This is a genomic window from Acidiphilium cryptum JF-5 (genome assembly GCF_000016725.1).
GTDB lineage: Bacteria > Pseudomonadota > Alphaproteobacteria > Acetobacterales > Acetobacteraceae > Acidiphilium > Acidiphilium multivorum.
Genome location: NC_009484.1, coordinates 3,145,796 through 3,168,087, shown reverse-complemented (window position 1 = coordinate 3,168,087; position 22,292 = coordinate 3,145,796). Strand labels below are relative to the sequence as shown.

General features: G+C 67.1%; 20 protein-coding genes and 1 other RNA gene. 9 read left to right on the top strand and 12 right to left on the bottom strand.

Features of this window, described 5'->3' with window-relative positions; translation table 11 throughout:
• Positions 1 to 26: 26 nt before the first annotated feature.
• Positions 27 to 1,436 carry a Tol-Pal system beta propeller repeat protein TolB gene (gene tolB / locus ACRY_RS17000; protein ID WP_012040395.1) on the top strand — a complete coding sequence of 470 codons (1,410 nt, stop codon included), beginning with the start codon at positions 27 to 29 and terminating at the stop codon, positions 1,434 to 1,436.
• Between the two features lie 116 nt (positions 1,437 to 1,552).
• Here the strand turns inward: tolB and ACRY_RS16995 are convergent, their stop codons facing one another.
• Positions 1,553 to 2,662, bottom strand: coding sequence for a lytic transglycosylase domain-containing protein (locus ACRY_RS16995; RefSeq protein ID WP_012040394.1), 1,110 nt, complete (start codon positions 2,660 to 2,662; stop codon positions 1,553 to 1,555).
• Between the two features lie 173 nt (positions 2,663 to 2,835).
• Here ACRY_RS16995 and ACRY_RS16990 point away from each other — a divergent pair, with 173 nt between their 5' ends.
• Genes ACRY_RS16990 through ACRY_RS16975 form a run of 4 tightly spaced genes read left to right on the top strand, consistent with a single transcriptional unit; the run spans position 2,836 to position 5,896 of the window.
• Positions 2,836 to 4,257 (top strand): lactate utilization protein B, encoded by a 1,422-nt coding sequence (locus ACRY_RS16990; RefSeq protein ID WP_012040393.1) that lies wholly within the window; start codon positions 2,836 to 2,838, stop codon positions 4,255 to 4,257.
• Positions 4,254 to 4,958 carry a LutC/YkgG family protein gene (locus ACRY_RS16985; RefSeq protein ID WP_007423231.1) on the top strand — a complete coding sequence of 235 codons (705 nt, stop codon included), beginning with the start codon at positions 4,254 to 4,256 and terminating at the stop codon, positions 4,956 to 4,958. Before ACRY_RS16990 ends, ACRY_RS16985 begins: the two co-directional genes overlap by 4 nt.
• Entirely contained in the window at positions 4,942 to 5,490 is a 549-nt protein-coding gene (locus ACRY_RS16980; RefSeq protein ID WP_012040392.1) for a Smr/MutS family protein, read from the top strand. Before ACRY_RS16985 ends, ACRY_RS16980 begins: the two co-directional genes overlap by 17 nt.
• 10 nt (positions 5,491 to 5,500) lie before the next feature.
• Positions 5,501 to 5,896: a helix-turn-helix domain-containing protein gene (locus ACRY_RS16975; protein WP_007424125.1), complete on the top strand. Its 396-nt coding sequence runs from the start codon at positions 5,501 to 5,503 to the stop codon at positions 5,894 to 5,896.
• Here ACRY_RS16975 and ACRY_RS16970 read toward each other — a convergent pair.
• Positions 5,874 to 6,929 carry a cyclase family protein gene (locus ACRY_RS16970; protein WP_007424123.1) on the bottom strand — a complete coding sequence of 352 codons (1,056 nt, stop codon included), beginning with the start codon at positions 6,927 to 6,929 and terminating at the stop codon, positions 5,874 to 5,876. The two genes, ACRY_RS16975 and ACRY_RS16970, sit on opposite strands and share 23 nt — an antisense overlap.
• A 144-nt stretch (positions 6,930 to 7,073) precedes the next feature.
• On the opposite strand from ACRY_RS16970, the gene ACRY_RS16965 reads away from it, so the two are divergent.
• Complete coding sequence (locus ACRY_RS16965; protein WP_007424124.1) at positions 7,074 to 7,499, top strand: GFA family protein; 426 nt, start codon at positions 7,074 to 7,076, stop codon at positions 7,497 to 7,499.
• 51 nt (positions 7,500 to 7,550) lie between these two features.
• On the opposite strand, the gene ACRY_RS16960 is transcribed toward ACRY_RS16965, so the two are convergent.
• The 3 genes from ACRY_RS16960 to ACRY_RS16950 form a co-directional block, all read right to left on the bottom strand.
• On the bottom strand, positions 7,551 to 7,793 hold the full coding sequence (locus ACRY_RS16960) for a hypothetical protein (protein ID WP_007424122.1): 243 nt from the start codon (positions 7,791 to 7,793) through the stop codon (positions 7,551 to 7,553).
• A gap of 208 nt (positions 7,794 to 8,001) precedes the next feature.
• Positions 8,002 to 11,211 carry an EAL domain-containing protein gene (locus tag ACRY_RS16955; RefSeq protein ID WP_012040389.1) on the bottom strand — a complete coding sequence of 1,070 codons (3,210 nt, stop codon included), beginning with the start codon at positions 11,209 to 11,211 and terminating at the stop codon, positions 8,002 to 8,004.
• Between the two features lie 212 nt (positions 11,212 to 11,423).
• Complete coding sequence (locus tag ACRY_RS16950; RefSeq protein WP_012040388.1) at positions 11,424 to 12,365, bottom strand: AEC family transporter; 942 nt, start codon at positions 12,363 to 12,365, stop codon at positions 11,424 to 11,426.
• 64 nt (positions 12,366 to 12,429) lie between these two features.
• Between ACRY_RS16950 and ACRY_RS16945 the strand changes: the two genes are divergently transcribed.
• Entirely contained in the window at positions 12,430 to 13,329 is a 900-nt protein-coding gene (locus ACRY_RS16945) for a LysR family transcriptional regulator (RefSeq protein ID WP_007424119.1), read from the top strand.
• Positions 13,330 to 13,854: 525 nt separating this feature from the next.
• Here the strand turns inward: ACRY_RS16945 and gyrB are convergent.
• The 6 genes from gyrB to ACRY_RS16920 form a co-directional block, all read right to left on the bottom strand.
• Positions 13,855 to 16,293, bottom strand: a complete 2,439-nt coding sequence (gene gyrB, locus ACRY_RS16940) for a DNA topoisomerase (ATP-hydrolyzing) subunit B (protein ID WP_012040386.1) — start codon at positions 16,291 to 16,293, stop codon at positions 13,855 to 13,857.
• 107 nt (positions 16,294 to 16,400) lie between these two features.
• Positions 16,401 to 16,792: RNase P RNA component class A (gene rnpB / locus ACRY_RS18150), an RNA gene on the bottom strand.
• 32 nt (positions 16,793 to 16,824) lie between these two features.
• Positions 16,825 to 17,487 carry an N-acetylmuramoyl-L-alanine amidase gene (locus tag ACRY_RS16935; RefSeq protein ID WP_007424117.1) on the bottom strand — a complete coding sequence of 221 codons (663 nt, stop codon included), beginning with the start codon at positions 17,485 to 17,487 and terminating at the stop codon, positions 16,825 to 16,827.
• On the bottom strand, positions 17,484 to 18,254 hold the full coding sequence (locus ACRY_RS16930) for a TerB family tellurite resistance protein (RefSeq protein ID WP_012040385.1): 771 nt from the start codon (positions 18,252 to 18,254) through the stop codon (positions 17,484 to 17,486). Before ACRY_RS16930 ends, ACRY_RS16935 begins: the two co-directional genes overlap by 4 nt.
• Before the next feature lie 53 nt (positions 18,255 to 18,307).
• Positions 18,308 to 19,003, bottom strand: a complete 696-nt coding sequence (gene lexA, locus ACRY_RS16925) for a transcriptional repressor LexA (RefSeq protein WP_007424091.1) — start codon at positions 19,001 to 19,003, stop codon at positions 18,308 to 18,310.
• 149 nt (positions 19,004 to 19,152) lie between these two features.
• Entirely contained in the window at positions 19,153 to 20,235 is a 1,083-nt protein-coding gene (locus ACRY_RS16920; RefSeq protein ID WP_012040384.1) for an NADH:flavin oxidoreductase/NADH oxidase, read from the bottom strand.
• 63 nt (positions 20,236 to 20,298) lie between these two features.
• On the opposite strand from ACRY_RS16920, the gene pdxY reads away from it, so the two are divergent.
• Positions 20,299 to 21,195: a pyridoxal kinase gene (gene pdxY / locus ACRY_RS16915; protein ID WP_012040383.1), complete on the top strand. Its 897-nt coding sequence runs from the start codon at positions 20,299 to 20,301 to the stop codon at positions 21,193 to 21,195.
• A 102-nt stretch (positions 21,196 to 21,297) separates the two neighbouring features.
• Positions 21,298 to 21,735, top strand: a complete 438-nt coding sequence (locus ACRY_RS16910) for a CBS domain-containing protein (RefSeq protein WP_012040382.1) — start codon at positions 21,298 to 21,300, stop codon at positions 21,733 to 21,735.
• A gap of 18 nt (positions 21,736 to 21,753) precedes the next feature.
• Here the strand turns inward: ACRY_RS16910 and ACRY_RS16905 are convergent, their stop codons facing one another.
• Entirely contained in the window at positions 21,754 to 22,200 is a 447-nt protein-coding gene (locus tag ACRY_RS16905; RefSeq protein WP_012040381.1) for a hypothetical protein, read from the bottom strand.
• Positions 22,201 to 22,292 lie beyond the last annotated feature (92 nt).

The following is a 22,292-nucleotide window of genomic DNA, read 5'->3' as shown; positions in this document are numbered from 1 at the left end:
GAAGCGTTTCAGGATAGAGGTTCTTCATGACGATCCGCCGTCCGTCGCCCGCCCACCATCCGCGCGTTCCCGGAACCCTGGTCGAGCGGCTGCCGCCGCTGTCCCGCCGGTTGATGATCGGCGCCGGAGCCGCGGGGCTGCTGCTGCCCGGGCTCGCCCGCGCGCAGAATGCCGCGAACGGCCCGAGCGATGCGATCAACGTCTCCGGCGCGCATAACGCGCCCATCCCGATCGCCCTGCCGGCCTTCACCGATGCAAGCGGCAATACGTCGGATATCGGCGCCCAGATCACCCAGGTCGTCACATCGGATCTCGACCATTGCGGCTTGTTCAGCGCGATCGATCCCACCAGCTTCGTGCCGAATTCGGTGGTCAACAGCGTGCCGGTCTGGAACAACTGGAGCATTCTGGGGGCGCAGGCGCTTGTGACCGGCCAGGTGACGAGCCCGGGCGCGGGGCAGATCCGCGTCGAATACCGGCTCTGGGGCATTTCGCAGCAGAAGCAGTTGCAGGGGACGGCCTATACCACGGCATCGGGCAACTGGCGGCGGATCGCCCATATCATCGCCGATGACATCTATCAGCAGATGATCGGCGAAAAGGGCTATTTCGACACGCGGGTTGCGTTCATATCCGTCTCGGGCCCTCCGACCAGCCCGATCCGTCGCATGGCGCTGATGGATTACGACGGCGCGAATGTCCGCTTCCTCACCTCGGGCCGCAACATGGCGCTCTCGCCGCAGTTCAACCCGACGCGGCAACAACTCGCCTTCGTCAGCTTCGAGAACAATCGCCCGCAGGTCTATCTGTTCGACCTGCAGACGGGCGCGCGCACCAATATCGGCTCGTTCGGCGATATGAGCTTCGGCCCGCGTTTCAGCCCCGACGGCTCCGCGCTGCTGTTCTCGATATCGAAGGGCGGCGGCGCGATGATCGTGAAATACGACCTGGGAAGCCGGCGAATGACCCAGCTGACCGACGCGAACTCGATCAACGTCACCCCGTGCTACAGCCCGGATGGCACCAAGATCGTGTTCAACTCGGACCGCGACGGCTCCGGCGACCAGCAGCTTTTCGTCATGAATGCCGACGGATCGAACGTCCAGCGGATTTCATACGGCCATGCGCGCTATGCGGAGCCGGATTGGTCGCCGCGCGGCGATGCGATCGCCTTCACCCGCCTCGACTCGAGCGGTTTCGGCATCGGCGTGATGAAGCCGGATGGCTCGGGCGAGCGGTTGCTGTCGCAGGGCTATCTGGAAGAGGGGGCAACCTTCTGTCCCAACGGCCGGGTGATCATGTTCTACCGGCAGAGCCCGCTCAGGGTCGGGAACGTATCCCATCTCGTCACGATCGGCGTCGACGGTTTCAATGAGCGCATCACGCCGACGCCAACGAATGCCGAGGACCCGTCCTGGGGGCCGCGCCTTTCATAAACTCCGGGCGGGGGCGCCTGACCGGGTCGGATCGCCTGCTTGCGTGATATGGCAAATGGGGCCGGTTTCCCGGACAGGAGACCTCCGGACCGCATGGCGCAGGGTTCCCGGTCCGTTCAGGAAGACGGGCCTGCAATCGGGATTGGCGCGCGGCGATAGGCCGCGAGATTCCGGCCCGCCATGCCGCCGGCAATGGCGCCGGGCACGGCAATCCGTGACGCCGGGCCACCTGGCTGTGCGGTTGCGGGCAGAAGCGTCGGCGAACCGTGCAACGGCGCGAAGGCAAACGCGCCGGGTGCGAAGCGGCGAATTGCCACGGCACCCGGCGCGGGCTTCGACATCTGCGGCAGCGCCTTGCCGGCGGGCGAGGCGCCCGCGGATCCCGGCCCCCACACACGAGGCGCCGCCGATGGCTGCGCGACCGGCGCGAGAGGCGGCGTCATGGCCGTCTGCACCAGCGGCAGGCCGCTCGGTTGCCCGCCGGTCTGTCCCTGCCAACGGGCAAGAACCTGCCTCGCATAGGGTGCGCCGATCGACGGCGTCTGCGAGTGATAGGCGGCGATCGCCTGCTCCCAGGTGCCCAGTTGCGCCTTCAGCCGGGTGAGGAAATCCGCCGCATAGAAGACGTTCGCCATCGGGTCGAACGCCTGCACGAGGTTGGTGAACGCGTGGGGGTGCTGCTGGATGTTCACCTGCATGCAACCGATGTCGAGCGAGGTCACGCCCTGCTGCAGAAACGACTGCGCCGCGGCGATCGCTTCGGCCTCGGTCTGGTACATGTGGCCGGCGCCATTTGCATCGATGGTCCAGGGCCAAGGCGCCAGCTGGCCGGTCACACGATCACGGCGGCCGCTTTCGACGGTTCCGACGGCACGCAGCAGCCCGACCGGAGTGTGCTTGTCGGACTCCGCCATGATGACGGCGGCCTGACAGAGCAGCGATGGATCCACGACCGGCGCCGACGCAGGCAACTCGCCGGTCGGCAATGCGCTGGCCGGCCGAATGCCGGACAGGGCGAATACCGCAAATGATGCGACAAGGGTTTTGGTCAGGCGCCGCTGCATGCGCGCAATATCCGGCAGAACGGTTAATTTGCCGTTATTTTCGCGCGCTTCATCGACCCTGGAGCTGACACGACGTCGGCAACGGCAAGCGCCGCAAAGCTTGCGATGCTGCACTGCAAAAAAGTTCTTGCATATCCCCGCTCGGATGACTATAAAAAGCATCAGCAACACAGCGATCCGTTCGCTCTGTTTGCTTTCTTGGACGTTTCCTCCCTAAACTTGGCGGCACGCAAGTGCCGCCATTTTTTTTGATCCATCAAGAAATCGGCTCGTGCGGCTGGGGCCGTTCACTTCGGCGCTTCCATTCTCTAAAGTCGCGAACGAAGGAGTGCCCGATGCTGAATACCAGCCCCGATTTCAAGGAAAATTCCCGCCGCGCGATGCAGGACGCGGGATTGCAGAAGGCGCTCGACCGCGCCCGCAAGCCCTTCGCCCAGACCCGCGCGGCCGCGGTCGCCCGGCTGCCCGAGTTCGAGACCCTGCGCGAAACCGCGAAGGGCATCAAGAACCATACGCTCGCCCATCTCGATTTCTACCTGGAGCGTTATGCCGAGCAGGTCGAGGCCCATGGCGGGCAGGTTCACTGGTGCCGCACCGCCGAGGACGCGCGCAATGCCGTGCTCGACATCTGCCGCCGGGTGGGGGCGAAAACCGTCACCAAGGGCAAGTCGATGATCTCCGAAGAGATCGGGCTGAACGAGCACCTCGCGGAAAACGGCGTCCGCCCGGTCGAGACCGATCTCGGCGAATACATCCTGCAGATCAGGGGCGAGGCGCCGAGCCACATCATCGGCCCGGCCTTCCACCTCAACCGCGAGGACTGGGAAGCCAGCTTCCGCGCCGCCCATACCCATCTGCCAGCCGACCGCGTGTTTCACGAAAAGCGCGACATCCAGGCCGAGGCCCGCGCGGTGCTGCGCGAGCAGTTCATCGCCGCCGATGTCGGCATCACCGGCGCCAATTTCCTGATCGCGGAAACCGGCAGTTCGGTGATCGTCACCAACGAGGGCAATGGCGACCTGACGCAAACCCTGCCGCGCGTGCATATCGTGCTCGCCAGCCTGGAAAAGATCGTCCCCACCCTTGAGGACACCGTCTCGCTGCTGCGGGTTCTGGCGCGCTCGGCCACCGGACAGGAATTCTCGGTCTACACCACCTTTTCCACCGGCGCGAAACGCCCCGGCGACCCCGACGGGCCGGAGGAATATCACGTCATCCTGCTCGACAATGGCCGCTCGAACATGGTCGGCACCGAGTTCCGGGACATGCTGCGCTGCATCCGCTGCTCGGCCTGCATGAACCATTGCCCGGTCTATCTCACCGTGGGTGGCCACGCCTATGGCTCGATGTATTCCGGCCCGATGGGCAGCGTGCTGACCCCGGCCATCTTCGGCGCCGACCAGGCGCATCTGCTGCCCACCGCCTCGACCTTCTGCGGCAAGTGCGAAAGCGTCTGCCCGATGAAGATTCCGCTCACCGGCATGATGCGCCACTGGCGCGAGCGGGCCTTCGAGCGGCATCTCGCACCGGCGACCACGCGCTATGGCATTCGCGGCTGGGGGTTCGTCGCCCGGCGCCCCGGGCTCTACCGCAGCGTGTCGCGCCTCGCGGCATGGGGACTCGGGGTCATGGGGCGCAAGCGCGGCCGCTTCGGCTGGCTGCCGCTCGCCGGCGCCTGGACCGCCGCGCGGGACATGCCCGCCCCCGAGGGCGAAACCTTCTTCGCACGCTATGCACGGGAGCAGCGCAGCCGATGAAACAGGACAACCAGGCCCAGCGCGCGGCGATCCTCGGCACGATACGGCGCGGCCTCGGGCGCGGCGCGCTGCCCGCCGACCAGGCGGCGATGCTCCGCACCCGGCTCGATGCCCACCCGCGCCACACGATCCCCGCCCGCGTCGCGCTCGACCATGACGCGCTGATCGAGCTGTTCATCGCCAATGCGACCCGGGAATACGCGACCGTTCAGCGCCTTGCCGACATGGCGGACCTGCCCGCCCATATCGCGGGCTACCTGCGCGAGCAGAACCTGCCGGCGGAGTTGGTGATCGCGCCGCATCCCGATCTGGAGGCGGCGAACTGGAACGATGCCCCGCTGCTCGCCCATCGCTTCGGCCGCGCGCAGCCGAGCGACATGGTTTCGGTGCAGCGCGGTTTCGCGGCGATCGCCGAAACCGGCACGCTAATGCTGCCTTCCGGCCAGCGCTCGCCGACCACGCTCAACCTGCTGCCGGATACCGAAATCGTCGTGCTCCGCGAGTCCGACGTGGTCGGGCCGTATGAAGACGCGTTCGACCGGCTGCGCCAGGCCGGCGGCATGCCGCGCAACGTGATGCTGGTCACCGGGCCGTCGCGCTCCGCCGATATCGAACGCACGCTCGAACTCGGCGCGCATGGCCCGCGACGGCTGCACATCGTGCTGCTCGGCGGCGCAGGCGGGGATGGCGCGCAGGGCTAAACCCCTCCCGGCCGCCGATCTCGAGGTCTGGACGCGCTATCTGCGCCATGTCCGCCCGCTGCGCGGCGTGCGCGTGCCTGAGCCGCCGCCTCCGGACAAGCCCGGCAGCGTCCGGCCCGAGCCCGAGGGCGTGCGCGTCGTTGCTGCGCCGGCACCGCCCCCGGCCTTGCCGCAGCGCCGCCCGGGCGTGGCGATCGGCGTGGCGCCGCCGGGGCTCGACCGCGCGACCTGGGCGAAATTCCGCGCCGGGCGAATCGCCCCCGAACGCACGCTCGACCTGCACGGGATGACGGCGGCCGCGGCACATGTCGCCGTGAACGCGCTGATCGCGGGCGCGGTGTCGCGCGGGATGCGCTGCGTCGAGATCGTGACCGGCCACGGACGCCGGACCGGTGGCGAAGGTGTGCTGCGACGCGAAGTGCCGATCTGGCTCAACGACCAGCCCCTGCGCCCGATGATCCTGGCGGTCTGCCATCCGCATGCGGCCAATCAGGGCGCGCTGCGGGTGCTGCTGCGGCGTCTGCGGTCGTGAGGCGGGGCAGATGACGCCGTTCGGCGCCCGGCTGCGCGCGCTGCGGGCCGAACGCAAGATGACCCTGCGCGCCATGGCCGATGGGCTCGGCGTTTCGGCCGCCTACCTCTCGGCGCTGGAACACGGCCGGCGGGGCGCCCCCTCGCCGGGACTGATTCACCAGATTTGCGAACGGCTCGACCTGATCTGGGACGAGGCGCACGAACTCGCCGATCTCGCCCGCGACTCCCGCCCGCGCATCAGCCTGCACACGGGCGGGCTGACGCCGGCGCAGACGGCGCTCGCCAACCGGTTCGCCCGGCAGTTGCGCCACCTTCCGGACGAAACGGTCGCGGCGATCGACGCGCTGCTGCGTGAAACGCCGGCCAGGCCGGCGCCTTCGCTCAGACGGTCGCGATCGGAGTGACCGGCGACCCGACGGCGCCTGGCAGCCGCAGCGGCGGCGCCGTCAGCAGAAAGCGCGTCCGGCCATGCTCGCGCAGCCAGGTGGCCAGCGGCGTCAGGTGCCACAACTCGCCGAGATGGATGCCGTTCTTGAACAGGCAGTGCTCGTGCAGCGGCAGGATCGAGCAACATTCATGCCGGGCTTCCGAGGCCGGGAAGGCCTCGACCGCGTAATTGTCGGCGATCAGGACCGCGAGGCCGCTGTCGCTGATCCATCGCAGGAGCCGTTCGTCGCGGCCATCGAGTACGGCGCAGCTTTCGTGCAGCACGGCCCGGTCGGGCGAGCGGTCCATCTCGAGCACGCGCTGGGCAAAGCCGGTATGGAGGCACACCATGTCGCCGGTCTCGATCGCGATCCGGTCGGCGTCGATCACCCGCATCAACGCGTCATATCCGACCAGAACGCGGGCATCGCCGTAATGGGCGCGCAGGTCGATCATCACGCCCCTGCCCTGCACCCCGTGCGCCGCCATCCGCTCGATGCCCAGGGCGCCGGCGTGGGACGTGCTGTGCAACGCCATGTCCGACTGCACGCCCGCATCCCGGGTTTCGGTCGGGCCGACGATGTCTTCGCCGGCGCGGAAGCCGTTGTAGAAGACCTTCTCGGCCACGCCGTCGCCATCGGCGTCGAACAGGCCGCCGACATGGCTGAGCGCATCCCACTGGGTCGAGTATTGCAGATGGAGAATCGCGAGATCGTCGTTGAACACGTCGGTGCGCGCGCTTTCGGCGCCTGTGAGCGTGCAGTTGAAATTGGGTCGGTCGCCCCGCAGCGTCGGGCGCAGGACCGGCGGATGACGCCGTTCGTTCAGCAGGTTGCCACCCGGAAAATCGAGCGGCAGGCTGAGGCAGAACACGAGCCCCTCCCGGACCTCGGCCATTCCCTGGAGAACCTTTTCCCGGGTGATCAGGTTGAGCCGCCCCCGTTGATCGTCGGGTCCGAAATCGCCCCAGTTCGATCCCTCCGGCCGATGGCGCCAGCGCGGTTCCGTCATGTCATCCTCCCCTACGCGTTCCTTGCTGCCGGAGGTGACTCTCCGGCGCGGCCCATCATGCATGCCCGGACGATCCTGTCAGCACTCTTGCCGATCAGCGCACCGTGCGGCACCATCGGGCCGCAATTTGAGGAGACATCGAATATGACGATCCATAAGGGGGCCTGTTTCTGCGGTGCCGTCGAAATCGAGGTCAGCGGGGAGCCGGAAGGCATGGGCATCTGCCATTGCCGCTCCTGCCGCTCCTGGTCCGGCGGGCCGGTCAACGCGTTCAGCCTCTGGAAGCCTGAAGCCGTGACGGTCACGAAGGGTGAGGAGAACATCGCCACCTTCGCCAAGACCCCGATGAGCGAGCGCAAGTTCTGCAAGCTGTGCGGCGGCCACATCATGGCGGACCATCCGCCTCTCGGCCTGGTCGATGTGTTTTCGGCAACGATTCCGACGCTCGAGCACAAACCCGCGCTGCATGTGAACTACAGCGAAACCGTGCTGCCCATTCGTGACGGCCTGCCGAAATTTGCCGATTTTCCGGCGGAATTCGGCGGCTCCGGCAACATCATCGCCGAGTGACCGATTGCCATGGGGCCGGTGCGACCGGCCCCCTCAGTTCACGGTAGCGGATTAAAAGCGGAAGACGCGCAGGACGCTCGGCCCGCCGGAAAATTTTCCGCGCGCCATCTGGAAGCGCAGATAGAGGTAGGCGGCCACCCCGAACACAAACAGCAGCGGCAAGGTGAACACGGCCAGCCAGAACACAATGGCGGCAAATCCCAGCATCAGGCCGAACGCCGCAACGCGCAGCGCAATGACCGCCAGCGATGGATACCGCCCTGGCGGATCGCGAAATTCGCCGGAAATCGTCATATCGATGGTCGGAGCATGGTGCTGCGTCATAGCGCTAAGGTGGCGCGGCAGACGCCTTTCGGCAAGCGCAATCGGCTCACAATGACATGAAGGATTGGCAATCGTCGCAATGACGTGACCGGCAGAGACATTGGCCCATCAAGGGGCCGGCTTGTGCGCCGCGGGGGCGCCTCACCGCCGTTCCGCCCTGGCCCGCGAAATCAAGGCCTCAATACAATGCGACATATGACGGCGCTGCCGGCCTGCTTTCGGCAGGCAGACGAAACCCTGCGATCCATCCCGGCATTTCCTCCGCCCGCATCGGACGAGCGATGCCGTACCCCTGGCCGAACTCGGCGCCAAAGCGACGAGCCATGTCGATGAGTGCGGACGTTTCCAACCCTTCGACCGTCACCGGGATATCCAGCCGCCGCGCAAGTTCCACCAGCGCCTCGACCAGTTTCATGGAACGATGGTCATTCTCGGATATGCCCCGGACCAGGCCCTGATCGATCTTCACCATGTCAAAAGGAAGGTTCCGAAGCCGCATCAAACTGCCGTAACCCGCTCCCAGATCATCCAGCGCCAATTGCACTCCGGCACGATGCAGGGCTTCGATCGCCCGGAGGCCCGCATCGCCACCGCCGATTTCCTGGTCTTCCAGCAGTTCGAGCGTCAGATCTTTCGGATCGAAATCGTGCGTCTCAAGCGCCGCCCGGATCCATCCCGAACAATCGGGATTGCGGAGAGACGTCGGCGGCAGGTTCACCGAAAGATCGACCACGATGCCGAGGCTGCGATACTCTCGAACCGCCTTCATCGCCATATGCATGCCCTCGATGAAAAGCCTGTCGAGATCCTGCTGGCTCAGGATCGGCAGGAACTGGCCCGGGCTGATCAACTGCCCTCCCGGAAGTTCCAGCCGTGCCAAGGCCTCGACCTTGACCACCCGCCCCGTTCGCAGGTCGACGATCGGCTGCATGAACATCTGCAAGCCCCCGTCGAACAGACGGCTCCGCCACCTCTGGCGGTCGGCGGCAGGGAGGAGCGCCAGCGACTCATCGCGCGCCTGCTCAATGCCGCGTGCGGCGATCAGGCCGAGCGCCTCCAGGGAGTCGCGCAATACCGGCGCAGAGAACTGATTGGCTATCCGGCCGTAAAGAACCAGAATGGCACGCACGCGACCGCCGGTCTCCGTGATCGGCAGCGCCGCGGCGCTTTGAATTCCCGCCTCGGCGAGGGGCCTGTCATTTGCGTCAGTGTCACGAGCGCCAAGGAACTCCTCCGCCGCGCCATGGACCGGCTCTCCCGAAAGCCAGGCCTCGGCAATGGGATGCCCATCGAGTTCCTTGAGGCTGCGCCCGTCCAGACGCAGCCGCGGTTGCCGTTTCATGGTTGCACGATGAGCCGCGCTTTCCGCTTCGATAACGAGCAGGCCGTCGACACCTTCGGTGTATATGGCGCTGAAGGCGACGAAGGGCCAGGTTTCCATCGCGCCGATGATCGAGTCGCAGACATCGACGCCGCGCGTCTGCCCGCGCGTTTCCAAGGCCAGTGCGCCGAGTGTCCTGTGAATTTCATGGCGCAACCGCGCCGCGGCATCCTGCTGGGTCTCCATGTCGAATTCGCAACGTTGCAGGATGATATCCAGATATATCTGGCGCTGGCTGACGCGCCCCGGAATCTGCTGGCTCAGTACCGCAATGCGCTGGTAGAGGCCGCTGGTCGCACTCGTCAGCGCACTGATATCGATCCCCAGCGCGACATGCATGCGGCCGACCCGCAACGCCTCGTCCCGATGGCGCTCGCGCGTCAATTCCGGATCGAGCAACATTGCGACATGGCGCCGGAGTCCATTTTCGAGCCTTCTGGCACGTTCTGTGCCGAGCGACTGGATGATGGGGACATTCCGCGCGTCCGCCGCGAAATCGTCGAACACTCCGGCGGCCAAATCGGGGATCAGATGATTGAGAAAGCGCCATCCCCATCCGAGCATGGCATGGTATTCCGGCGAATAGGGGTCGAGATCCCGGCGCCGGATACCGTATTGGCGTTGAATTTGGCCGAAAATGGACACCTCGGCCCGGCCGAGCAACGCCGCCGCCGATCCCGTATCGGCCGGGTAAAGGGCGCTTCCGAGAGAGAGTTTCAGGGTCTCCGCAACCCCTGCCGATATGTCGAACGGCGTTTCGACAACCGCCAGCGCCGCATCGATCCGCGCATGTATCTCGCGCTCCAGGATGCCGACATGAACGAATGCGAAGGAATCCGCGCCGACACGGGCCAGAAGCCGAGCATCCGGCAGCGCCCTGAGGCGTTCGGCAAGGGCGCGCAGAATCCTGCCGCCCGCCTTCCGGCCGTGCCTGGCATTGATTTCCGTGAAGCCCTCGATATCAATCACGATGACAGCCAGTTGGCGGCCGGGGCCGAGGGCATCGCAGAGCCCGGGGATCCGTTCCTCGAACATCGCACGCGTGCTCAGACCCGTGGCCTCGTCCGTCGTTCGGACCCGCTCGATTGCCTCGGCGGCCCGCTGCTCGCGGCGGCGGCCTCGATCGACAAGCAGCACCAGAAGCGCCATAACCCCGACAAAGAGCGCCTCGACGGCCCAGCGGAGACGACCTGTCCGGACCCAATCGTCGAAGACGACATTTCGGGGCCAACCCGCGGCAATTTCCAGCGGCAGGCCCGGCACCGGCACGATGCCGGCTCGACCGCGGACGAGAGGTCTGCCGCCGGCCTTCCCGGCAATGCCCGTGTCCCGCTTGTTAAAATCGCTGAAATCGAGCCGGCCGGATCGCCAGGTGGCAAGCTCCCTGTGGTTTCTCAAATCGATCACGGAGAGCGCAAGCGGTGTGCGCAAGCGGTTCGGAAAGGCGAAAAGCCGATCGAGCCTGTAGGGTGTGCCAACGAAATACCGCGTTCGTCCGTCTGGACCCGATGCGCGATACCGCATCGTTATGGCGTAACTATGCACGCGGGAGGCAAAGCGCGGCCGCCCCAGCAGATATCCGGCATGGGCTGGCAGGGGTGTGAACCCCGATGCCATCGTGATCGGTCGCTTCGGTTGCCTGATCGTCGACCAGATGATGCGGTTACCGTCCGGCGACTGCACGTTGAACGCATAAAGGCTCGGATGCAGTGCCATGAAGCGGAAAAGAGCGTGCATCGTTCGCGGCGATGGAGATATCGTCCCGTCCGGCTGCGGGGCAAGAAGGCTGATGGCGATGAATTCCAGTTCGGTAAACTGGTTGAACAGGCGCCGCGCGATCGTGCCTGCATATTCCGTCGCGACCGTCTTTGCCTGCGCCCGGATGCCGTTCGCAACATCCTCGAATTCGAACCGCTCGAATGCGCCACAGATCAGAACGACGAGTGCGACAGCAATCCAGAGAAAGCCAACCGCGCCCCTCGACCAGGCGGCCTTGTTAGTACGCATGCATCACAAACTTCCCGATATCGGGGTTATTCTGATCGAAAAATATTAATGCGTAGTATAGGCAGGTATGCTGCCTTTTCCGGTCCCCGGTTCGGCGGCGGCGGGGATTGGTACCCGCCGAAAGGCCTGGCACCGCCGGTCATGAAATCTGCCGTTGATGTCCGCCGTCGCCCGGACCGTTCACGGTCTGGCGGCACGGCGGCCTGCCCCCCTCAATGCGTGACGTAGAGGTAGCCCGAGACGCTGAGCAGCGAGAGCACCGTGGAAGCGAGAATGACCTTCGATGTCATTCCCGCCTCCCGCCGATAGTACTCGGCCAGCATGAAAGGCCCGGTGCCGGTCGGCAATGCCGCCAGAAGGACTGCCGTATGCGAGAGAGCGGCCGGCAGTTCGAATACGAAACTGGCCAATACCCAGGTCAGCGCCGGCTGGAGGACCAGCTTGAATCCGACGAGCAGGCAGGCGGGCGCCGCATCTGGCTTCGTATCCCGCTGCTCCGCAAGGAAAAGGCCAAGCGCCACCAAAGCGCACGGTGACGCCGCGCCGCCCAGCAGTTTCAGGAACGTCTCGGCGGCGGATGGAATCGCAAGCCCGGCGATCGGCACGACGGCGCCTGCCATTGGTGCGACCAGAAGAGGATTCCGCCCGAGCGACCGCACGACTTTCAGGACCATGCGGGCCGGGCGCTGCTCCGTTTGCAGGCCGATTTCGATCAGCACGATCGCGGCTCCGAACAGGACGCAGACGGTGATCATCGTCGCGACCAGGGTCGGCCCGAGCGCATTGCGGCCGATGGCGACCGCCACCAGCGGAAACCCGATGAAGCCGACATTCGCATAGCCCGCATTGAGTCCGTCGATCACCGCATCGGCCAGATGCAATGGCCGCTTCAGGCTCACCAGGATCGTCAACGCGAAGACGGCAAGGCATCCGAGTGCGAACACGGCGATAAAGCCCGGCTGCCAGATCTCCGACAAACGGGCATGCGCGACGATATCGAACAGCAGCGCCGGCAATGCGAGATACACGACGAAGCGGTTGAGTTCGGTCGTCGCATTCGAACCGAGCACGGCGAGGCGCCGCGCCAGCCAGCCGGCGAAGATCAAGGCAAAGACCGGGATGACGATGATGAGGGTCGACAGCATGGCGGGCATGTAGACTCATCGATTGATACTGTCTAATACCGATTATCGTCCTGATTGATGCTTATTCGGTATCATGCCCGATATCCGCCAGCTGCGTTACTTCATCGCACTCGCCGAGACGCTCCATTTCGGGCGCGCAGCGGAGCGGTTGAACCTTACCCAACCGCCGCTCAGCAGGCAGATCATGGCCCTTGAGAAGGATCTTGGGGTGCGGCTCGTCGATCGGCATTCCCGCCATGTGCGCCTGACGCAAGCGGGCCTTCGCTTTGTTGCCGAGGCGCGCGAGATCGTGACCCTCTTCGATCGGGCGTGTCGCAACGCACGCCGCGCGGCCTCCGGCGAAATCGGCGAACTCTCCCTCGGCTTCATGATGCATGCCGCCCAAACCATCGTTCCGAAACTGGCCCGCCGGGTCATGACCGACCTGCCGGGCGTGGAATTGCGTTTGCGGGAGGTGATGCCGAACATATTGGTCAGCGATCTGATGGCGGGGCAACTCGACCTCGGCGTCATGTTTCCGCCGCCGCCGGTGCGCGGGCTCGAAGTCCGGCCGGTTTATCGGGAGCGGCTTTGCGTCGTCCTTCAGGCCGGGCATGAACTGGCGGCGCGGAGCCTGATCTGCCGCGACGATCTGGTAAACCTGCCGCTGATCCTCACGCCCGCCGAAACCGCGCCCGCCTTGCGCAACGTGATTGAAGAGTATTGCCACGCGGGGGGATTCAGACCGACGATCCGGGTAGAGACCCAGTTGCAGACGACAATCGTCAGCCTCGCGGCCGAAGGGATCGGCGCCGGCCTCGTGCCGGTTTCGGTGAGCAGACTGGCCCCTTCGGGCGTGCAGTTCTGTGAATTGGAGGAGGCGCCGACGATTGATCACGTCCTTGCCTGGTGTGCGGCCAACATGAATCCGAGCCTGAAACTGTTCCTGGCGATGACTTTCCCCGAATCAGGTGATCCGGCCATCCATCGTTGAGAGGCTACAATCGCCCCTGCCGGCACAAAGGCGGATGTCGCGGCATCTTCCGACCGGTTCGAATGTCGTGCGTTGTGGCCTGGACGTCCCGTCATGCCGGCAGAACGATTGCCGGACTGAAGGCGCGGCCGCGACCTGGCGCCCTGGCCTATTGTTCGCCGGGCGCCACTGCGGAATAATGTTTCGCGGCCTGTGTATCACCGAACACGGCGCCATACACGACAGCCGCGATAAAACTCGTGGAAATCACGAGCACGATGGCGATCCCGAATAACTGTCCCCGCGACAGACGCTGCATGATGGGCTGAATTATAACGTCAGTCCTTTCCGATCAGACAGTCCCCGGGCAATCACATCTTGATCATCCACGACATGCTGGCCGACAGCACCGTCGAACGGGCTTCGCCCGCCCGAAATTCCATTCCGCCAGACAGCCACAAGCGCAAATGCGCCAATGCATGTCACGGAATGCATTCCGGATACCATCAGCACTCCCGGCAGCGGACCGGACCGCTCCAGCCGCGGTCACACGTCGAGATTGGCGACCTTGAGCGCATTGCCGACGATGAATTCCCGGCGCGGTTCGACGACATCGCCCATCAGGGTCGAGAAGATCTGGTCGCTGTCCTCGGCGTCGCCAATCCGCACCTGCAGCAGGCGGCGGGTCGTGGGATCGAGCGTGGTCTGCCAGAGCTGGTCGGGATTCATCTCGCCCAGCCCCTTGAACCGCTGGATCGACAATCCCTTGCGCCCGATGCCGAACAGGGTTTCGATCAGGCTGGACGGGCCGCGGACCGGCTGCGCCGCGGTTCCGTGCGCCAGTTGCGGCGCGGTCGCGAAGCGCGCCTCGAGGCGGCCGGACCGCTCGGCGAGCCAGCGCGCATCGGATGAGCGCAGCATCGCGAGATCGATCGTGTGCCGCTCGGCAACGCCGCGCACGGTCCGCGCCATGGTGACACCCTGGGCATCCACCGCGACCATCCAGCCGCGTTCGTTCGGCAGCGAAATCGCATCGAGCCGCGCCGCGAGCACGGGCGCGAGATCGCCGGCGGCCTCGGGCGTCGCCCCGAGCAGTCCGGCGATGGCGGCCTGTTCGACATAGGCCACCGGAATATCCCGCGCGAGATCGGCGATCCGCCGCGCCGCCTCGCGCATGAACGGCAGTTCGGCCGCGAGGTCCACACCCTCGATCGCCACCTCGGCCAGCGCGCGCTCGAAGAGGTAGGCCTCCATCGCGTCGTCGTCCTTCAGGTAGCGCTCCTCGTTCCCGCGCTTGACGCGATAGAGCGGCGGCTGCGCGATATAGAGGTGCCCGCGCTCGATCAGCTCGCGCATCTGGCGGAAGAAGAAGGTGAGCAGCAGCGTGCGGATATGCGAGCCGTCGACGTCCGCGTCGGTCATGATGACGATGCGGTGATAGCGAAGCTTCGAGATGTCGAACCCGCCCTGCTCCGGCTCGGCCGGGCCGATGCCGGTGCCGAGGGCGGTGATCAGGGTGCCGATTTCCGCGGAACCCAGCATCCGGTCGAACCGCGCCCGCTCGACATTGAGGATCTTGCCCTTCAGCGGCAGGATCGCCTGGGTCTTGCGGTCGCGCCCCTGCTTGGCCGAGCCGCCCGCCGAGTCACCCTCGACGATGAAGATTTCCGACTTCGCCGGGTCGCGTTCCTGGCAGTCGGCCAGCTTGCCGGGCAGGGTCGAGATGTCGAGCACGCCCTTGCGGCGGGTGAGTTCGCGGGCCTTGCGCGCGGCCTCGCGGGCGGAGGCGGCGTCCATCACCTTCTGGGCGATCAGCCTGCCTTCCTTCGGGTGCGTCTCGAACCAGTGTTCCAGCGCATCCGCCACCGCCGCCTGCACCAGCGGCTGCACCTCGGAGGAGACGAGCTTGTCCTTGGTCTGCGACGAGAATTTCGGGTCCGGCACCTTCACCGAAAGCACCGCCGTCAGCCCCTCGCGCATGTCCTCGCCGGAGAGCGAGAGGCTGTCCTTCTTGCCGAGGCTCTCCGCGTATTTGGAAACCACGCGCGTCAGCGCCGAGCGGAAGCCGGCAAGGTGGGTGCCGCCGTCGCGCTGGACGATGTTGTTGGTGAAGCAGAGCATCGTCTCGTGATAGGTGTCGTTCCAGGCGAGCGCGAACTCGACCTTGATGCCGCCGGGCGCATCGTCCTTGAACGCGGTAACCGGCGGCGAGAACAGCTGTGTCTTCGCGCGGTCGAGCCAGGAGACGAATTCGACGAGGCCGCCCTCGTACCGGAAATGCGCCTCCTGAACGGCGCTGTGCCGCTCGTCGCGCAGGTTGATCGTCAGGCCGGAATTGAGGAAGGCAAGTTCCCGCAGCCGCCGCTCGTAGATCGCGAAATCGAACTCGGTGCGGGTGAAGGTCGCGGCCGAGGGCCTGAACGTGACCGAGGTGCCGGTGCCGTGCTCCGACGCGCCGACCACCGCGAGCGGCGCCACCGTGTCGCCGTTCTCGAAGCGGATGAGGTGCTCCTTGCCGTCCCGCCAGATGCGCACCTCCATCCATTCCGACAGCGCGTTCACCACCGCCGCGCCAACGCCGTGCAGCCCGCCGGACACCTTGTAGGAATTCTGGTTGAACTTGCCGCCGGCGTGCAACCGCGTCAGCACCACCTCGGCCGCCGAAATCCCCTCTTCGGGATGAATGTCGGTCGGGATGCCGCGGCCATTGTCGGTCACCGTCATCGAGCCGTCGCCGTTGAGCACGACATCGACCCGGTCGGCAAAGCCGGCCTGCGCCTCGTCCACCGCGTTGTCGATGATCTCGAAGCCCATGTGGTGCAGGCCGGATCCGTCATCGGTGTCGCCGATATACATGCCGGGCCGCTTGCGCACCGCATCGAGGCCGCGCAGCACGCTGATCGAGGCGGCGTCATAGACGCCATCGGGCGCGGCGGCCGGGTCTTCGGAAGCGGGTACGGCGGTCGAATCGGCGGTGCTGGTCATGCCGGTCAAGCACTCCATTGGGCGGGAAATCTGACCTCACTCATAGCAGAGCCGGCCCCGATTGCCTAATCACGCGCGGGCATGGCCGGGCGGCGCGCGGGGGCAAAAATGCCAGACGGTCTGTAAGCCGGGTTCTGTCCACACCCTCGCGGATGCTGGACGGCCATTCATCTGGGACACGCATCGCTGCGTGCCTCGCGCGACCAACCCGGGCGACGAGGCGGAATCCCTCCGCGGCCATGATCGCTCATGCCGCCGGTCGCCCCTATTCGGTCTTGCTCCCGGTGGGGTTTTCCCTGCCGCCCCCGTTGCCGGCGGCGCGGTGCGCTCTTACCGCACCTTTTCACCCTTGCCGGCAGGCCGAGGCGTACCGGCGGTATGTTTTCTGTGGCACTTTCCCTGGGGTCGCCCCCGCCGGCCGTTAGCCGGCACCGTCATTCCATGGAGCCCGGACTTTCCTCCGCGCCGCGAGCGGCACGGCGGCCGTCCAACCGTCTGGCCCGCGCTTCTTGGGCGATCGCCGGCGCCCGGTCAATGGGCGCCGAACAGGGCGCGGATCGCCGCGGCGCGGGCGCGCGTGCCGGCATCCGCCACACCATCGACCCGTTCGGGCCGGAACCGCCGCTGGAACGCGGCCACGACCGCGGCGCGGTCGAGCGCCACGTCATAGCCGATCGCGGCGAGATCGGCGGCGAGATCGTCGCCCGCGGCACCCGCCGCCGCCGACCACAGGCCGATCCCCGCGGCGGCGAGTTGCGGCCAGGGAAACAGCTCGCCAGGGTCCTGCTTGCGGTCCGGCGCGATGTCCGAATGGCCGACCACGTTCCGCGGCGGGATCGGATGGCGGCCGAGAATGCCAAGGCAAAGCTCGATGACCGCCGCGACCTGTTGCGGCGGGAACGGGACATAACCCCATTCATGGCCGGGATTGACGATCTCGATGCCGATCGACCGGTCGTTCAGCCCGCGCGCGCCGCGCCAGAAGCTGATCCCGGCATGCCAGGCGCGGTCCCGCTCGGGGACCAGCGCGTGAAGGCCGCCCGCCTCGTCGACGACATAGTGCGCCGAAACCTTCGCCGCCGGGTCGCAGAGCCGTTCGATCGCGGCCGCCGCGCTGCGCATGCCGGTATAGTGGAGCACCAGGTGATCGACCGGCATTCCCGCCGGCCGCGCGTCCCGGTTGGGCGAGATCACGCGCCGCGCTCGCGCTTGATGGCGTCCCAGGCGGCGTTGATCCGGGCGACGCGTTCGGTCGCGCGGGCGATGAACTCCGCCGGCACGCCGCGCGCGGCAAGCTGGTCCGGATGGTTCTCGCGCATCAGGGCCTTCCAGTGGGCGCGGATCGCCTCGGTGCTGGATGTGCGGGCGATGCCCAGCACCTGATACGGATCCTCACCGAGATTGCCGCCCGAAGGGTTCGCCGCCCGGGCGCGGGCCGCCTCGCCCAGGCCGAACAGCGCGCCGATCCGCGCCAGCATGTCGGCTTCGCGCGCGTTCACCGGCCCGTCCGCCCGGGCGATGGCGAACAGAGCGCCGAGCACTTGCTCGAGGGCAAGGCGGTTGTCGGCGAAGCTCTCGCCGAGCTGGCGCGCATAGGGCTCGAAGCCGGACGCATCCTCGCGCGCCTGGTCGAACAGGTGCCCGATCGTCGGGATCGCCGCATCCTCGATGCGGAACTGCCGTTTGAACGCGTCGATCTCGGCGCGGACCACCGGCCCGTCGCATTTCGCGAGCTTGGCGGCGAGAACGGTGGCGCCGATGGCGAACACCTGTTCGCGCCGGCCGAGCAGGGCGGCAAAGCGGGCGGAGTCGAGCGGCAGGGCGCGGCCGAGCCGGGCGCCGAGCGAGCCGAGATCGCCGGTATCGGCGGCATGGCCCAGCGCTGCGCCGGCCACGGCGCCGAACGGCCCGCCGACGGCGAACCCCGCGACGCCGCCGATGATCTTCCCCCACACGCTCATGCGCGCAATATCGGCCCGGTTGGCCGGCGGGTCAAAGGGGGGGTGGAGCCGGCTCAGTAGCGCCGGAACAGCGCGACCAGCCGCCCCTGGACCTTCACCCGCTCGGCCGGGAAGATGCGGATCTCGTAGCGCGGGTTGGCCGGCTCCAGCGCCGTCGAGTTGCCGCGCCGGCGCAGCCGCTTGAGCGTCACCTCGACATCGTCGATCAGCGCCACGACGATCTGCCCCGTCTCGGCGGTCTCGCCCCGGCGGATGATGGCGGTGTCGCCATCGAGGATCCCGGCATCAACCATCGAATCGCCGGCCACCTCGAGCGCGTAGTGCTCGCCCGGACCCACGAGCGAGGCGGGAATCTCGATTTCGGCCTGGTGCTCGCGCAGCGCCTCGATCGGCTGGCCGGCGGCGATCCGCCCGTAGAGCGGCAGGGTGATGGCCGCCGCCGGATCGGCCGCGCGCGCGCCCTGCAGGCGGGCGGTGAAATCGCCCCGGATCACATTGGGCGCGAAGCCCGTATCCGGCCGGTCCGCCGCGGCATCCGAGGGCAGGCGCAGCACTTCCAGCGCCCGCGCGCGGTGTTTGTGCCGGCGCAGGAACCCGCGTTCCTCCAGCGCGCCGATCAGCCGGTGAATGCCCGATTTCGACTTGAGGTCGAGCGCCTCCTTCATCTCCTCGAAACTCGGGGAGCAGCCCGTCCGGCGCAGATGCTGATCGATATAGACCAGCAGTTCGTGTTGCTTGCGGGTGAGCATCGGGCATTCTCCGGCTTCTTGCCCCGAATGCGCCGCAATGGCCGGGGCCGACAGGACGCTTTTGGGAACAAAACGCTAACATCTGTTCTTAAAGGGCCGATTCGCGCCGCGTCAAGACCTTCGTGACGCTGGCGCGACCCGGCCGAAGGTCAGACGAGAGCCCGCTGATATTGCGGCACGAGATCAACCGGCAGGCCGAAATGCTGCGCCGCGCGGATCGGCCATGCCGGGTCGGCCAGCAGGGCACGGGCGAGGAAGACGAGATCCGCCCGCTCGTTGGCGACGATCTCGGCCGCAAGCTCGGGCTCGCGGATCATGCCGACCGCGCCGGTCGCGATCCCGGCCTCGCGGCGGATGCGCTCGGCGAACGGCACCTGGTAGCCGGGGTGGATCGAGGGAATCCTCTGCTGCGGCGAAATTCCGCCGGTCGAACTGTCGATCAGGTCGACATCGCCGCGGGCGGCGAGCCAGCGGCACAGCGTCACCGCCTGGTCGGCGTCGAAACCGCCCTCGATCCAGTCGGTGCAGGACAGGCGCACGAAGAAGGGCAGGTCGTCCGGCCATTCCGCCCGCATCGCGTCGATCGCCTCCATCACGATCCGCGCGCGGTTGGCGAGATCGCCGCCATAGGCGTCGGTGCGATGGTTGCTGACCGGCGAGAGGAACTGGTGCAGCAGATAGCCATGCGCCGCGTGAAGCTCGACGATGCGGAACCCGGCGCGGCGGGCGCGGGCCGTGGTCGCGGCGAAATCGCCCACGATGGCGGCGATCTCGCCGGCGGTGAGTTCGTGCGGAGCGGGGCGATCAGGCGCGAAGGGCAGCGGACTCGGCGCCACCGGCAGCCAGCCATCCGCCGCATCGGGCGCCACGAACCCGTCGCCCTTCCAGGGCTGGGTCTGGCTTGCCTTGCGGCCGGCATGGGCGATCTGGATCGCCGGCACCGCGCCGCCGTATTCGATCAGCGCGACGAGGCGCTTCATGAAAGCCTCGTGCCCGTCATTCCAGAGGCCGAGGCAATGGGCGGTGATCCGCGCCGCGGGCGAGACATGCGTCGCCTCGGTGAAGACGATGCCGGCGCCGCCCATCGCCTTGGCGCCGAGATTCTGGATGTGCCAGTCCTGCCCGAGGCCGTCGATCGCGCTGTACTGGCACATCGGCGAGACAACGATGCGGTTGCGCGCCTCGACGCTGCGGAAGCTGACCGGCTGAAAAAGCTTGGGAATGCGCGCCACGGCAAGACCTTTCGACAATGAATGAAGACGTTTGCCCGGTGAGATGGCGCAGGGAAGGCGGGCATGCAACCGCCGGCCCTTGCCAGGCCGCGCGCCCTGCCGCCAAACCGGGCCATGGCGATTCTCTCGATCCAGTCACAGGTGCTCAACGGCGCGGTCGGCAATGCCGGCGCGGCCTTCATCCTGGCGCGGCATGGCCACGAGGTCTGGCCGCTGCCGACGGTCCTGCTGTCGCATCATCCCGGCCATGGCGGCGCCGAGGGTGGCCCGGTGAAGCCGGCGCGGCTTGCCGCCCTGCTGGATGGGCTCGCCGCGCGCGGCGCCTTCGCGCGGTGCGAGGCGGTGCTGTCCGGATATCTCGGCGCCGCGGCCGCGGTTCCCGTGGTGGGCGAGGCCGTCAGCCGGGCGCGGGCGGCGAATCCGGCGGCGCTCTATGTCTGCGATCCGGTCATCGGCGATGACGGGCGCGCCTACGTGCCGCCGCCGCTGATCGCCGCGATCCGCGAAACCCTGGTGCCGCGCGCCGATATCGCGCTGCCGAACGCCTTCGAGCTCGGCATTCTTGCCGGCACCACCCCCACGGACCGGTCCAGCGCCTTCGCCGCCATGGAGGCGCTTGGCACGAGGCTGGTCGTCCTGACCGGTTTCGCCGGCGCGGATACGGCGCCCGGCATGCTCGACATCCTCGCCATCGACCCGGATGGGCGCCGGCAGATCTCCGTGCCCCGCCTCGCCGGGCGGTTCTCCGGCGCGGGCGATGCCTTCGCCGCCCTGTTCATGGCCCATTACCTGCCGTCGCGTCGGCTTGACGCGGCCCTGACCGCCGCTGCGGCAGCAACGACGGAACTGCTCCGCATCACCGCCGCCCTCGGAACGGACGAACTCGCCATCGTCGCGGCTCAGGAGGCGTGGGTTGCGGCCGGACGCGCCGCACGGGATGATGAAAATCCGGCGAGATGAACCATTTGTGTTGATCTGGGCGAAACCGCCGACATAGTCTGGTCTGGAATGAGCCTGTCCGCCGCGCCGTCGTGCGGCGAGGGCGTCCTCGGGAGGTTTGCGATGACAACGATGGCTGCGATACTGAAACGGAAACCCACCGCGCTGATCTCGGTGCCGCCTGAGGCGCGTATCCGCGAGGTGGTCGTCGTGCTGGCGGAGAAGCGCATCGGCGCTGTGGTCGTGCAGTCGCCGAACAGCGACCTGCTCGGGATTCTCTCGGAGCGCGACGTGGTCAGAAGCCTGGCGGCGAACGGCGCCGCGACGCTGGAGATGGAGGCGAGCCAGCTGATGACCCGCGCCCCCACCACGGCGACGCCGTCGACCACGGTTTTCGAGGCGGAAAACCTGATGACCGACGGGCGTTTCCGCCATCTGCCCATCGTCGACGGGGGCAAGCTGGTCGGTGTCGTCAGTATCGGCGACGTGGTGAAGTCGCTGATCGAGACGCAGACGCACGAAGTGCGCAGCCTGCGGGAATACGTCAACGGCAGCGCCTGACCGCGCTGCCGCGCGAGGTCAGCCCGGCGGGGCGAGCGGCTGCGCCTGAACGCTGCTGTTCCCGCCATAGCCGGTATCGCTTCCCGTACCGCTCGTGTAGCCACGAGAGGAAGACATCGGCGCCGGCGCCAGTTGCTGCGGTGCCGCATTGGCCGGCCCTGGCCCGGCTTCGTTCGTGGCCGGCGCCGCCGCGCCGCCGGCCCAGGGCGGATTGCCGAGATTCACCTGCTTCGGCGTCGTGTTCGCGGCGGTGAGAGCGCCAATGCCGCCTCCAACGGCACCGCCGACGAGAACGCCGATCGGCCCGCCGATCAGGCCGAAGGTCGCGCCCGTGGCGGCCCCGCCGGCAGCCCCGCCGCTCATGCGATTGCCGGCATCCGCGCCGCACCCGGCCAGCGTCACCGTCATTGCCGCAATCAGCCCCAGCGTGGTCGCTTGCCGCCGCCTGCGCTTCCAATCCGTCATTGAATGCTCCTTCCCGCGCCGGAGCGTTTCCGGCTGTCGGACCCTACAGCGCGGAATCGTGGCGAAACAAGGTTCGGGCCGAGTCCGGACGA

Bases quoted from the DNA above. Each gene is read 5' to 3' on its own strand.
- ACRY_RS16960 (WP_007424122.1), bottom strand. From the start codon at position 7,793: ATGACGATTTCCGGCGAATTTCGCGATCCGCCAGGGCGGTATCCATCG.
- ACRY_RS16965 (WP_007424124.1), top strand. From the start codon at position 7,074: ATGACGATCCATAAGGGGGCCTGTTTCTGCGGTGCCGTCGAAATCGAG.
- pdxY (WP_012040383.1), top strand. From the start codon at position 20,299: ATGCAACCGCCGGCCCTTGCCAGGCCGCGCGCCCTGCCGCCAAACCGG.
- ACRY_RS16980 (WP_012040392.1), top strand. From the start codon at position 4,942: ATGGCGCGCAGGGCTAAACCCCTCCCGGCCGCCGATCTCGAGGTCTGG.
- lexA (WP_007424091.1), bottom strand. From the start codon at position 19,003: ATGCTCACCCGCAAGCAACACGAACTGCTGGTCTATATCGATCAGCAT.
- ACRY_RS16945 (WP_007424119.1), top strand. From the start codon at position 12,430: ATGCCCGATATCCGCCAGCTGCGTTACTTCATCGCACTCGCCGAGACG.
- ACRY_RS16955 (WP_012040389.1), bottom strand. From the start codon at position 11,211: ATGCGTACTAACAAGGCCGCCTGGTCGAGGGGCGCGGTTGGCTTTCTC.
- ACRY_RS16970 (WP_007424123.1), bottom strand. From the start codon at position 6,929: ATGACGGAACCGCGCTGGCGCCATCGGCCGGAGGGATCGAACTGGGGC.
- gyrB (WP_012040386.1), bottom strand. From the start codon at position 16,293: ATGACCAGCACCGCCGATTCGACCGCCGTACCCGCTTCCGAAGACCCG.
- ACRY_RS16950 (WP_012040388.1), bottom strand. From the start codon at position 12,365: ATGCCCGCCATGCTGTCGACCCTCATCATCGTCATCCCGGTCTTTGCC.
- ACRY_RS16930 (WP_012040385.1), bottom strand. From the start codon at position 18,254: ATGAGCGTGTGGGGGAAGATCATCGGCGGCGTCGCGGGGTTCGCCGTC.
- ACRY_RS16910 (WP_012040382.1), top strand. From the start codon at position 21,298: ATGACAACGATGGCTGCGATACTGAAACGGAAACCCACCGCGCTGATC.
- ACRY_RS16990 (WP_012040393.1), top strand. From the start codon at position 2,836: ATGCTGAATACCAGCCCCGATTTCAAGGAAAATTCCCGCCGCGCGATG.
- ACRY_RS16995 (WP_012040394.1), bottom strand. From the start codon at position 2,662: ATGCTTTTTATAGTCATCCGAGCGGGGATATGCAAGAACTTTTTTGCA.
- ACRY_RS16905 (WP_012040381.1), bottom strand. From the start codon at position 22,200: ATGACGGATTGGAAGCGCAGGCGGCGGCAAGCGACCACGCTGGGGCTG.
- tolB (WP_012040395.1), top strand. From the start codon at position 27: ATGACGATCCGCCGTCCGTCGCCCGCCCACCATCCGCGCGTTCCCGGA.
- ACRY_RS16985 (WP_007423231.1), top strand. From the start codon at position 4,254: ATGAAACAGGACAACCAGGCCCAGCGCGCGGCGATCCTCGGCACGATA.
- ACRY_RS16975 (WP_007424125.1), top strand. From the start codon at position 5,501: ATGACGCCGTTCGGCGCCCGGCTGCGCGCGCTGCGGGCCGAACGCAAG.